The 12,078-nt window shown below is 47.8% G+C and carries 8 protein-coding genes; 4 read left to right on the plus strand and 4 right to left on the minus strand.

The window, feature by feature from the left end:
* Positions 1-12: 12 nt before the first annotated feature.
* From psbD to N836_RS50360, 4 genes are all read left to right on the plus strand, one after another.
* The gene (gene psbD / locus N836_RS50345; RefSeq protein ID WP_031292578.1) at positions 13-1,071 is read left to right on the plus strand and encodes a photosystem II D2 protein (photosystem q(a) protein); all 1,059 of its coding nucleotides are present in this window, start codon (positions 13-15) and stop codon (positions 1,069-1,071) included.
* 410 nt (positions 1,072-1,481) lie between these two features.
* Complete coding sequence (locus N836_RS50350; protein ID WP_023072385.1) at positions 1,482-1,763, plus strand: 4a-hydroxytetrahydrobiopterin dehydratase; 282 nt, start codon at positions 1,482-1,484, stop codon at positions 1,761-1,763.
* A gap of 939 nt (positions 1,764-2,702) precedes the next feature.
* Positions 2,703-4,085 carry an iron uptake porin gene (locus N836_RS50355; RefSeq protein ID WP_023072387.1) on the plus strand — a complete coding sequence of 461 codons (1,383 nt, stop codon included), beginning with the start codon at positions 2,703-2,705 and terminating at the stop codon, positions 4,083-4,085.
* 494 nt (positions 4,086-4,579) lie between these two features.
* Positions 4,580-5,992: an iron uptake porin gene (locus tag N836_RS50360; RefSeq protein ID WP_023072388.1), complete on the plus strand. Its 1,413-nt coding sequence runs from the start codon at positions 4,580-4,582 to the stop codon at positions 5,990-5,992.
* A 389-nt stretch (positions 5,993-6,381) separates the two neighbouring features.
* Here N836_RS50360 and purF read toward each other — a convergent pair whose 3' ends face one another.
* The 4 genes from purF to N836_RS50385 all read right to left on the minus strand — a co-directional run bounded on the left by purF (position 6,382) and on the right by N836_RS50385 (position 12,012).
* Complete coding sequence (gene purF, locus N836_RS50370; RefSeq protein ID WP_023072390.1) at positions 6,382-7,872, minus strand: amidophosphoribosyltransferase; 1,491 nt, start codon at positions 7,870-7,872, stop codon at positions 6,382-6,384.
* A 183-nt stretch (positions 7,873-8,055) separates the two neighbouring features.
* Positions 8,056-10,392 (minus strand): phosphoribosylformylglycinamidine synthase subunit PurL, encoded by a 2,337-nt coding sequence (gene purL / locus N836_RS50375; RefSeq protein ID WP_023072391.1) that lies wholly within the window; start codon positions 10,390-10,392, stop codon positions 8,056-8,058.
* Between the two features lie 363 nt (positions 10,393-10,755).
* Positions 10,756-11,388 carry a hypothetical protein gene (locus tag N836_RS50380; RefSeq protein WP_023072392.1) on the minus strand — a complete coding sequence of 211 codons (633 nt, stop codon included), beginning with the start codon at positions 11,386-11,388 and terminating at the stop codon, positions 10,756-10,758.
* Positions 11,389-11,523: 135 nt separating this feature from the next.
* On the minus strand, positions 11,524-12,012 hold the full coding sequence (locus N836_RS50385) for an allophycocyanin subunit alpha-B (RefSeq protein WP_023072393.1): 489 nt from the start codon (positions 12,010-12,012) through the stop codon (positions 11,524-11,526).
* Positions 12,013-12,078 lie beyond the last annotated feature (66 nt).

The raw sequence follows: 12,078 nt of genomic DNA on the forward strand, positions 1-12,078 counted from the left end.
AGAGGATTTGAGATGACCATTGCAATGGGCCGTGCTGGAGCTAATCGAGGCGTCTTCGACGTCGTCGATGACTGGCTCAAGCGCGATAGATTTGTCTTCGTCGGCTGGTCCGGTTTGCTGCTGTTCCCCTGCGCCTTCTTGGCCATTGGCGGCTGGCTCACTGGCACCACCTTCGTTACGTCCTGGTATACCCATGGACTCGCGTCTTCCTATCTCGAAGGCGCTAACTTTCTGACAGTTGCTGTCTCCTCTCCCGCTGACAGCATGGGCCACTCCCTGCTCCTGCTCTGGGGGCCTGAGGCTCAAGGTGACTTCGTTCGCTGGTGTCAAATCGGCGGCCTCTGGGCGTTTGTCGCACTCCATGGTGCCTTCGCCTTGATTGGATTCATGCTCCGGCAGTTCGAGGTCGCTCGGCTCGTCGGCCTGCGTCCTTACAACGCCATCGCTTTCTCGGCACCCATCGCCGTGTTCGTGTCGGTGTTCTTGATGTACCCCTTGGGCCAATCCAGCTGGTTCTTTGCACCCAGCTTCGGTGTGGCCGCCATCTTCCGATTCCTGCTCTTTTTGCAGGGCTTCCACAACTGGACCCTCAACCCCTTCCACATGATGGGCGTTGCCGGTGTCCTGGGCGGCGCACTCTTGTGTGCCATCCACGGAGCTACCGTGGAAAACACACTGTTTGAAGATGGCGAAGGGGCTAACACCTTCCGTGCCTTCGAACCCACTCAGGCCGAAGAAACCTACTCCATGGTGACGGCAAACCGCTTCTGGTCTCAGATTTTTGGTATCGCCTTCTCCAACAAGCGGTGGTTGCATTTCTTCATGCTCTTCGTCCCCGTGACCGGGCTATGGATGAGTGCCATTGGCATTGTCGGTCTCGCACTCAACCTGCGAGCTTACGACTTTGTCTCTCAGGAAACCCGCGCTGCGGAAGACCCTGAATTCGAAACGTTCTACACCAAGAACATTCTGCTTAACGAAGGTATTCGTGCGTGGATGGCTCCTCAGGACCAGCCCCACGAGAAGTTTGTATTCCCCGAAGAGGTACTGCCACGTGGTAACGCCCTGTAAGGAATTACACGAAGTATAAGAAAAAGCTCTCAGTCATGACTGAGGGCTTTTTTATGCACTGACTTTTACACTTGTGCTATAGTCCAATCAGCACTAAGTGCTCCTGGTATTAAAAAACCGTTTAGGGATAAGGAGGTGATGCCCATGAGTGAAAGTAGCTGTATACGCATGGGTCTTCAGGTTGACGTGAGCTGGCTGTGTGCCGGGGCTGTTCTTTAGAACCAGCTTCAATATTTTGAAACTGACGAGCTAGAGTTCCTTCCGGCAGTCTAGTTTCAACCTAAGACCCCACTAGACCGCTCCTATCCTCAGGCTGCTGCGGCACCTCCCTGATAGGAGCGGATAGTTTTTTAAAAGGCACTTAATATTATTAATATTATTTCTGACAGCGCAACCATCGCTACCTACAGATGCCAACACTTCTCAGCCCTAACGAAATCCAGGCTCGCCTCGACACATTGCCCGACTGGACCCTTGAAGGTAAATCAATTCAAATGATCTTGACCTTTAAAGACTTTATTGAAGCAATTGCCTACATTAATAAAGTAGTAGAACCGGCTGAAACGGCTGGCCACCATCCTGATATTTCCATTTCCTACAATCGAGTAACCATAAGCCTTACTACCCACGATGCAGGAGGCCTTACTCAGCAAGACTTTGCCATGGCAAAAACGCTATCAGCCTTGTCATAACGGCTGCATACCGACTCAAGATTTTTATGTCAAAGGTCCTCCCCTATGAATAGGGGAGGACCTTTGACATATTTAGTACGGGGCACTCTTGCCAGCATGGCAATAAACCCAAACTTAACCACCTAAGTACCTGGAAGAAGTCCTCTCAACATAACGGACTCATAAATATAGCGGGTCACCTTGGTTCGAACAAACCATATCCCGACGTCTGGGTATCTCCAAGATGATACAGGGTTAATCTTCAGTAGCGATTTCTTGCCGTTACGAAGATCTATCCCCAAATAGAAGTCAGAAGCCAACCAGGTTTCCTAACAACATCTTTGCAACTCAGCATCATTGATCAATCACGCAATGTGATTGATCAAAATTTTCTGTGGCCTTAAAAAAACTCTATCCACCCCTAGTAAATGAATGACCATTTTTAACAACAAGCAACCCTCTATTGAAACCCAAATAAAGGTTTCAGCTAATCAGCACATTCATTTATCGTCTCTCACATTCATCCATCAACGATTCACTCAGACAAAAACACAGAAAATCTCAAATAACAACAACGTAGCTCTTCATACCAACTAAATACATATAAAATGCATTTTCAAATTATGCAAAATCTACATAAAAATCATTCAAAAAACAGAACAAGGACCAAAAAACAAAAATTAAGGCACCAAATAGAAACACAAAATGTGCATTCAGAAATGATGCAAAACCTACATAGAAATCATGAATAAATAGATTTTCTCCGAAAAAATAGTATTCATTTAAACACATTAAAATCACATTAAATGCAGATTAAAATAGAATTAAATTTTGTATAAAAACACACGGAAAGCTCTCAGAATCCTCTGATAGCTTGTTTTTGAGATTTTTTAATTAATAGCCTTTCTTTTCAAAGAATTGCTGTTTATCTCATCAATTAGGTGTGAGGAATAATAAATAATGACCAATCTTTGGAAAGCCGTAATGGCTGGCCCACTGCTTTTAGGTGCAGTTTTTTCTAGTTCCAATATTGCTGCAGAAGCTGCCGAGACTGTCAGCGTTGATGCTCTAAGCAACTCTGACTCCATTCAGCTAGCTCAGGTTACAAGCGTTTCTGAGCTGTCTGACGTTCTACCTTCTGACTGGGCTTACACTGCACTGCAGCGCCTGGTAGAAGAGTATGGTTGTATCGAGGGTTACCCCGATCGTTCTTTCCGCGGTAATCGCGCCATGACTCGTTATGAGTTTGCCGCTGGTTTGAATGCTTGCTTGGATGTAGTTGTTCAGCTGATTGATGCTTCCCCTGACGATCTAGATACTATTCGTCGTCTGCAGGAAGAGTTTGCTGCTGAGTTGGCAACTATCCGTGGTCGCGTTGACACTCTAGAAGCTGATGTTGCTGAGTTAGAAGCTAACCAGTTCTCTACAACAACTAAGTTGAAGGGGCAGTTGGATGCTCACCTGGTCGTTCCTTTTGATGGACCTGGGGATCTAGATGAACCCACCTTCCAGTATCGAACTCGTTTGAACTTGGATACTAGCTTTACAGGTGAGGACCGCTTGCGTACTCGTCTTCAGTTTGGTGATGCTAATAATGCTCTGAGTGGAGCTCCCGGTGGGTTCGCTGCAGCTGGTTCTGGTGGTTTCGTCGACGATGTTAGGATCGATGATGTGTACTACAGCTTTCCCATCGGTAGCCGTGTTTCCGCTATTATTGCCGCCAACAGCATTGTTTCGGATGACTTTGTAACTAGCACTATTGTGCCTTTTGACGGCCCTTCCGTTGCTGATTACGGTGGTCCCATGTTCTACGATCAGCTAGGCCTTGGTGGACAGTCTTTTGCAGCTGGTTTCAACATTGCTCTAACTGACAGCCTGATTCTGGACGCTGGTTATGCAACTAGCCAGGGTCAGGATGCAGACAAGGGTATTTTTGACGAGTATGAGTACCTCGTTCAATTAAATTACTTAAGCGATGGCCTGATCGACGCTGCTGTAACCTACATGGATGGCGAAAGTGGCGATGGTAACGGCGCTGACGGCATCATTGCTGGTTTACTAAGCCTTGACTTCGGAGGCTTCCAGATTGGTGGTTACTACGCTGACCAAGATGGCGATGAAAGCTGGCAGGCCGGTGTAGCTGTGTCCAACCTGTTAGGTACTGGTAACGCTGCTGGTGTCTATTACGTTGAGGACTTCAATGATGATGAGACTGCAGAAGCATACTACTCCATGCAGATCAACGAGTACTGGACTCTGACTCCTGCTGTCATCTACGGCCAGTTTGATGCCACTGGTGATGAGTCTTGGTATGGCGCTATCCGTTCCAGATTCAAGTTCTAGGACATCTTCTTAGATGTTGTGCATGGGGCTCTAAATTATCATCAGAACCCATGCCTAATTCTCATAACGCCTTAGAAACACACATAGACGATCAACTTCTGTGTAGAGATGTAGATGAGCACTCGTTTACTCTCTATGCAGAATTTCATGCCTTAGAAAGCTAAATATCTTAAAACTCTCCTCTGAAAACCCATCTATTCACACTGGGTCAGCAAAGTAACTGTCACAATTCAGAGAAAAAGTTTAATTGAGTAGAGGACCATATGCCATGGTGGCAGCCTGAACCAGGCCCATTCAATTGACCTATGATTAGTCAATTGAATATTCTTGTGCCTACTGGTTCTTCCTGAAAGGATCTGCTAGCATGTCATCAAGAGTAATTCTTGCGTATTTTTATATGCATTTTTGCTCTTTCTATGTGTTTAATGGTCTGAGTTTTTCAGCAGTTTTGCTGGTTTTCAGTCTGTTTTCTAAGGTGTGAGGATAACTGAATAATGTCTAATCTGTGGAATGCCTTATTGGCTAGCCCTTTTGTAGTTGGTACTGTCCTGTCCAGCACTGGTATTGCCGCTGAAACTGTCAGCGTTGATGCTCTAAGCAACTCTGACTCCATTCAGCTAGCTCAGGTTACTAGCGTTTCTGAGCTGTCTGACGTTCTGCCTTCTGACTGGGCCTACACTGCACTGCAGCGCCTGGTAGAAGAATATGGCTGTATTGAAGGATACCCCGATCGTTCCTTCCGCGGTAATCGCGCCATGACTCGTTATGAGTTTGCCGCTGGTTTGAATGCTTGTTTGGACGTAATCGTTCAGCTGATTGATGGTGGTAGCCCTGACGATCTAGAGACTATTCGTCGTTTGCAGGAAGAGTTTGCTGCTGAGCTAGCAACTATCCGTGGTCGTGTTGACACTCTAGAAGCTGATGTAGCTGAGCTTGAAGCTAACCAGTTCTCCACAACTACCAAGTTGAAAGGTCAATTGGATGCCCACTTGGTAGTTCCTTTTGAAACTGGTGATGATCTAGATGGTAATGATCTAGAAGATACAGACGAACCTACCTTTGAGTATCGTGCTCGTTTGAACTTTGATACCAGTTTCACTGGTGAAGACCGTTTGCGTATTCGTCTACAGGCTAGCGATCGCAATGATAACAGCGCGGTCAATGCTGGTTTCCCTGGTGGTCTAGCTAGCCAAAGTGGTCCTCAGGATGGTTCCGAGGACAACCTTGGTCTTGACGACGTTTACTACTCCTTCCCCATCGGTAGTCGCATTTCTGCGATCATTTCTGCTAACAGCACCGTTTCCGACGACTTCGTAACTAGCACTATCGTTCCCTTTGATGGTCCTAGCGTTGGTGACTTCGGTGGCCCCATCTTCTACGATCAGCTCAATATTGGTGGTGAATCGCTGGGCGTTGGCTTCAACGTTGCCTTCACTGACAACATCATTCTGGACGCTGGTTACGCGACTGGCAGAGGTCAAGATTCAACTAAAGGTATCTTTGACGAATATGAGTACATCGTTCAGTTGAACTATTTAAGCGATGGTTTGATTGACGCTGCTGTCACTTATATGGATGGTGAAGAAGGTGATGGCAATGGTACTGATGGCATTATTGCTGGTCTACTAAATCTTGACTTCGGTGGCTTCGAAGTTGGTGGTTATTTTGCTGACCAAGACGGCGATGAGAGCTGGATGGGTGGTGTTGCCTTCACTGACTTCCTTGGGACTGGTAGCTCCGCTGGTGCCTACATTGGTGAAGACTTTGACGATAACCTCGCCGTTGAAGGTTACTACAGCATCGAAGTTAACGAGTTCTGGAGCTTAACTCCTGCAGTTCTCTTCTCTGATCCTGACGACGGTGATGAGAATATCTTTGGTGTAATTCGTTCCACCTTCAGCTTCTAAGTTTGAGAGTCTAGTACTCTAACAAAAAAGGCCCCGCAGTTGCGGGGCCTTTTTTATGAACTCAAAACCTTCATTTCCTGAGGTAATAGAGCCAAAATCATATCCTTGTCATCAGTGCGAACAAGCCAGTAACCTGTTTTCGAGCCATCTTGAAGCGTTTCTTGCTCCAAAACAACACCAGTTTCACCAACGGCATACTCGGGATATAGAATTTGAACTCTATCGCCTGGTTGTATCACTATGGATATAGATGTCTGTACATGCTGTCTCAGAACACTATTCGACTAGTTTTGAAGTCCTTGAGGTTATTGACAATAATTATCCAAAATTCAAGATGACTATCTTGCTGCCAAGTGGCTGAGCTATGTCAATATTTGAATGCTGGTGGCTCAAGCCTTGACCGGAGTTTTCTCTAGCATGAGTTTAGAGCGCTTGAACATTTCAGGAATCTCGACAGGGTAATCTCCTGTAAAGCAGGCGGAGCAGAATGTTTCAGTATCTTGCTGGGTAGCCTGTAGCATGCCTTGCCAGCTTAGATATGCCAGCGTATCTACACCAATTTGAGCTTCGATTTCTTCTACAGATTTTGTTGCGGCAATGAGTTGCGACTGGCTGTCTGTATCAATGCCATAAAAGCAGGGGTGGGTGACCGGTGGCGATGAAATCCGCATATGAACTTCGGTAGCCCCTGCATCTCGCAAAGCTTTAACAATTTTTCGACTAGTGGTTCCCCTGACAATTGAGTCGTCCACTAACAAAATTCGCTTCCCTTCCAATACATCTCTCAAGGGGTTTAACTTAATGCGGATGCCCGCTTCGCGCATCAACTGGGTTGGCTGAATAAATGTGCGCCCAACATAGCGATTTTTGATTAATCCTTCTGCATAGGGGATGCCAGACGCTTCAGCAAATCCAATTGCAGCAGGAATTCCAGAATCAGGAACTGGCATAATCAGGTCCACATCGGCTGGGGATTCTTGAGCCAAAATATTACCCAGACGTTTACGATAGCTGTATAAACTCTCGCCATGGTATACGCTATCAGGTCTGGCAAAGTAGACCATCTCGAAAATGCATAGACGGCGTTGCGGTTGAGCCCACTGCAAGGACTTGATACCTGCTTCACTAATCCAGATCAGTTCGCCCGGTTGTACATCACGAATATGGTGGGCGTTAACAATATCTAAACCACAGGTTTCAGACGCAACGGCATATTGACCAGGTCCATTTTTAGGGTCATCGCCACCAAAGTATCCCAGCACTAACGGACGAATACCGTTAGGATCTCGAATCGCCAGAATACCTTCAGGGGTGGCAATAGTCAGACTAAATGCTCCTTCACACTGCTTACAGGCGTCAATCGCTGCCTCAATCCAGTCTTTGCCGTCATTAACGGCATCAGCCATCAACAATGCTATGAGTTCAGTATCAGTGGTGGTAAGCAGTGTATGGTTACGCTTGAGCAATTTTTCGCGTAGCTCAGCAGCATTGACTACATTGCCATTGTGGGCGAGGGCCATATCTCCCAATCGGGTAGATAATACGGCGGGTTGGGCATTGGCGACACGACTTGAACCCGTAGTGGAATAACGAGTATGCCCAACAGCCCATTGTCCAGGGAGACGCTGCAGTACCTCTTCATCAAAGACCTGAGAGACTAGCCCCATATCTTTGTGAACATTGAGGCTACCATGATCAAATGTAGCTATACCAGCTGATTCTTGCCCACGATGCTGCAAAGCATACAGACCAAAATACGTTAGTGTCGCAACATCGTCTTTGGGTGAAAAAACGGCAAATACACCACAGGCTTCTTCTGGTTTGTCAGGGTGAACATCCACGGTAGAAGTGTGAGCAAAAGTCTTAGTGGGAACAGGCATCTTGAGTCCACTTAGGGGTAATGACAGCAAAAAGAAGCAACTGAATACTTACAACTCAAGACACTGTCGGCTAGCAAACCGGGTCGATGCTTGAGGGGAGTGAGCTTAATACTTTCTTAATCACCCTGATCCTAGCACTCGAAGTTATTTGCGAGGGCTGATTCGCTAGATCAATCTATGTTGTTAAGCATTGAGAGCTTTTTCTATGGCGTAGCGCCAGCTATCGGCCATAGTGGCAACGTCTAGATTGATCAAGGGCTGTTGCTCAGGCCCCTGGATTGTCAACGGCGTATCAGCCTTAGTGACTGTACCAATATTGGCCCATTGGTCCTGTAGCTGGTCGCGCAGGTAGTTTTCCCACTGGGCTTGGTGGGTCGGCATTACAGTAACGAGAATACGGGCACCACCTTCGCCAAATAAGAGGGTATCGTAACGTTGGGTAGTCTTTAGCAATGTAATGATTGCGCCTAGGTTACCACCAATAGAAGATTCGGCAAGTGCGATCGCAACTCCCCCTTCAGCACAATCATGAGCTGCTGTAATCCATCCCTGGCGAATACCATAGCGGCAAGCAGCCTGAACCTTTAACTCCAAGTCAATATTCACCTTTGGAGGGCGGCCTGCGACTTGGTTATGAACTACTTTTAGATATTCTGATGCCCCCAGAGTCACCTCACCGGCAGCACTCTCCCCTAGAGGCGTTCCCAGCAAATAAATCTGGTCTCCAGGATTTTGCCAGCTTTGACCACAAATCTGATCCAAATCATCGATTACACCGACCATGCCAACTACTGGCGTGGGATAGATAGGCTGAGGCTGCCCTTCACCATCAACAGTTTCGTTATAAAGCGACACATTCCCACCCGTGACTGGCGTATCAAAGGCACGACAGCCATCCGCTAGCCCCCGACAAGCCTCAGCCAGCTGCCAATAGCCCACAGGCTTCTCAGGACTACCAAAGTTCAAGTTATCAGTTACCGCAATCGGTTCAGCACCGACACAGCTCAGGTTACGAGCCGCCTCTGCCACTGCCGCCAAGCCTCCCTCATAGGGGTTGAGATAGACATAGCGAGGATTACAATCCGTAGTGGCCGCCACACCCGAGTTACTACTGCTACCGTCATCTCCCTCTAGGGGGCGTAATCGTAAAATCGCTGCGTCGGCACCACCTGGCAGCATTACCGTGTTGTTTTGTACCTGATGATCATATTGGTGATATACCCACTGTTTTGAAGCAATGGTGGGCGTACCCAGCAGCGCCAGCATGACATTATTCCAAGATTGACCGTTGACACCAACTAAGGAATCATCCGGCAAATCGCTCTCTTGCCAGCTCCAGGCAGTTTGAGCATAGGCTGGGGGCTCTGATAGAATCTCGCGCTCATACAGCGGCGTATTATCCGCCAGGGCAGATGCCGGCACCTCAGCTGCCACCCCACCTTGAAATAAAATCCGCACAATGGGTTCTTCGATTACCTCACCGGCAACCACAGCATGGAGCCCCCAACGCTCAAAAATCTCGATCAGCTCCTGTTCACGGCCTTTTTCACCCACAAATAACATACGCTCTTGGGACTCGGAGAGCAGATACTCATAGGGCACCATGCCCGTCTCCCGCACGGGGATTTTATCCAGGTCTAATTCAATGCCAACACCGCCATTCACTGCCATCTCAGACGTGGAGCAGGTAATACCGGCAGCGCCCATATCCTGAGCAGCCACAACAGCGCCGGTTTTAAATGCCTCTAGACACGCTTCAACCAAAGACTTTTCTAAAAATGGATCGCCTACCTGTACGGCTGGGCGATCAGCCTCTGACTCGTCTGTTAGCTCGGCACTAGCAAAGCTTGCCCCACCCATGCCGTCGCGTCCGGTGGTAGACCCCACATAAAGCACTGGATTACCGATGCCCGATGCCCCAGATTTCACAATCTCCTCGGTTTCCATCAGACCGATAGCCATGGCATTAACCAGGGGATTGCCAGCATAGGCCGGATCAAAGTAGATTTCTCCACCAACTGTGGGAACACCAAAACAGTTGCCATAGTGGGAAATCCCTGAAACCACCCCAGCAAAGATCCGCCGTGTGTTCGGATCATCTAGGGCACCAAAACGCAGAGCATTGAGCGCGGCTATGGGACGGGCTCCCATGGTGAAGATGTCGCGTAAAATGCCACCCACCCCTGTAGCAGCCCCCTGAAACGGTTCTACCGCCGACGGATGGTTGTGGGACTCAATTTTAAATACCAAGCGCTGACCGTGGCCGACATCTACAACACCAGCGTTTTCCCCAGGCCCCACTAGGATTCTTGGTCCTTCCGTCGGAAACTGCTTAAGCAGGGGCCGAGAGTTCTTATAACAACAGTGCTCTGACCACATCACCCCGAACATACCCAGCTCAGCCCGATTGGGATGCCGTCCTAAACGTTGGACAATTTCATCATATTCGCCCGTTTTTAAGCCTTCAGAGGCAATTTCTTCGGCAGAACACGGAATTGAGGTGGGTACGGTCGTAGACATTAATAGGGAGGAGTTGACAGGGGTGGACAAGGGTTGATTTTAAACCGTCTTTGGTGAATCTAGCGTGTCCTAGTCAGAACAGATACAGTTATTCCCCTAGCTATCAGGCAGGCACGGCCAGTGCCTAATGCTTACTCACATTAAAAAAAAACCGACAGAACTCCCGCGAGTCCTATCGGCTGGTTGTGTGTTCCCTGTAGATGACTCGGCTAGAGTTGAGTCATCCTTAGTATGCTGAATTTACCGGAGGCTGATGGCGATCTGAGTCATCGTTGACCTGTGATTTTGATCACATTTGATCACATTTTTCTTGATTTGGATCACAAATGTCTGCAAGTCTTGACATTAAACGGTCTTAAAACCCTATCCCATAGCTCCTAGCGTATTTTTCCAAGTCAGCTCTTTGCATAAGACTTGCAAGGCTCGCTGATCGGCATCCGAGAAGAGTCCTGAGTCTCCCAATTCAGTCAATACCTGCTGAGTCAGCTGATTGGCAAAGGTGCCACCACAGTTGAGAAGATGTCCGTAATATTTGAACTGAGGCCGGTTGTCAGCGCTGAGGTGAAACTGATGGCGGCGTTTGGCATCCATCCGATAAACCGGTGTATTCACAGGCACCACATGACGCGGAATTCCATGTTGGCCATAGGTTTGTTTGCCTTTGTGCACTAAGCTGCCGACCAGCACTACATTGAGCAGAGTTTTTGTCTCTTGAATGAGGTCGGGAGTAAACAACGGATCAGGCACTCCTGTCAGCTGAGGGCCACTGTTTAAAAAAGCAGGGTTAAATAGCTGTGAGTTATAGACAATGCCCACAGCCCAATGCTGTTTCTCTGTCTCTAATGTGACAAACTGTCCAAAGCCATAATCACTAACTTTTGGTGGTTCTATCACATCCCTATCTGTATGTAGCTGCACAACATAGTCACAGTGAGAATTTGACTTCACCACTGTGCCTAACTTGCAGTCTTGACCATTCTGCTTGACAGACACCATGTGGACACTATTTTCGACAGCGCCCTTAGCATACCTAAAATAAAGCGGAGAGCACGATCAAATGTACTTCCCGCTCTACAATTCCATTTTAAGACCACCCAACTAGTGACTGAGCCACCTACCTAAAGGTAATGACTACCCAGCCATAGCTTGAATGATGTAATCAAAATAAGGAGCGGCCTCAGCGGCCTCAGCTTCAGTTAGTAATGCCAGAGATGCATCTTTAAGGCATTCAATAGCAGCAACCATGCCAGGTACTGGCACATCAAGGGCATTGTACATTTCACGGACACCTACCAGACCAATGCTTTCAATTGGGTCTTTATCACCTGCAATGATGCCATAGGTTATCAAGCGTAAGTACCAACCATAGTCACGCAGGCAAAGGGCTCTCTGTTTCTGGCCATAGGCATTCCCTCCTGGTGCAATGAAGTCAGGACGCCGACGCCATAGAGCCTTACTGGCCTGGTCTACAACCTTCTTCTCATTTTCGGCCAGTTTTTGAGCGATTGTGAGACGCTGAGGACCTGTTTGCAAAAAATCTTGAATACCCTTGAGCTCGCCGCTGGTAGGATAGCGCAGCTCATCATCTGCATTGAGGATTACTTGGCTGACAACAGACATAGCTTATTGAATGCGGTGACTCGTAATAACTACAGTGTAACGACTCTAGGGCACACAAGGAAGTAT

Origin of the sequence: Leptolyngbya sp. Heron Island J, from assembly GCF_000482245.1 — a bacterium.
GTDB lineage: Bacteria > Cyanobacteriota > Cyanobacteriia > Phormidesmidales > Phormidesmidaceae > Leptothoe.

What these genes read in the sequence shown, in the direction of transcription:
- psbD (WP_031292578.1), top strand. Translation starts at nt 13, where the DNA reads ATGACCATTGCAATGGGCCGTGCTGGAGCTAATCGAGGCGTCTTCGAC.
- N836_RS50350 (WP_023072385.1), top strand. Translation starts at nt 1,482, where the DNA reads ATGCCAACACTTCTCAGCCCTAACGAAATCCAGGCTCGCCTCGACACA.
- N836_RS50355 (WP_023072387.1), top strand. Translation starts at nt 2,703, where the DNA reads ATGACCAATCTTTGGAAAGCCGTAATGGCTGGCCCACTGCTTTTAGGT.
- N836_RS50360 (WP_023072388.1), top strand. Translation starts at nt 4,580, where the DNA reads ATGTCTAATCTGTGGAATGCCTTATTGGCTAGCCCTTTTGTAGTTGGT.
- purF (WP_023072390.1), bottom strand. Translation starts at nt 7,872, where the DNA reads ATGCCTGTTCCCACTAAGACTTTTGCTCACACTTCTACCGTGGATGTT.
- purL (WP_023072391.1), bottom strand. Translation starts at nt 10,392, where the DNA reads ATGTCTACGACCGTACCCACCTCAATTCCGTGTTCTGCCGAAGAAATT.
- N836_RS50380 (WP_023072392.1), bottom strand. Translation starts at nt 11,388, where the DNA reads ATGGTGTCTGTCAAGCAGAATGGTCAAGACTGCAAGTTAGGCACAGTG.
- N836_RS50385 (WP_023072393.1), bottom strand. Translation starts at nt 12,012, where the DNA reads ATGTCTGTTGTCAGCCAAGTAATCCTCAATGCAGATGATGAGCTGCGC.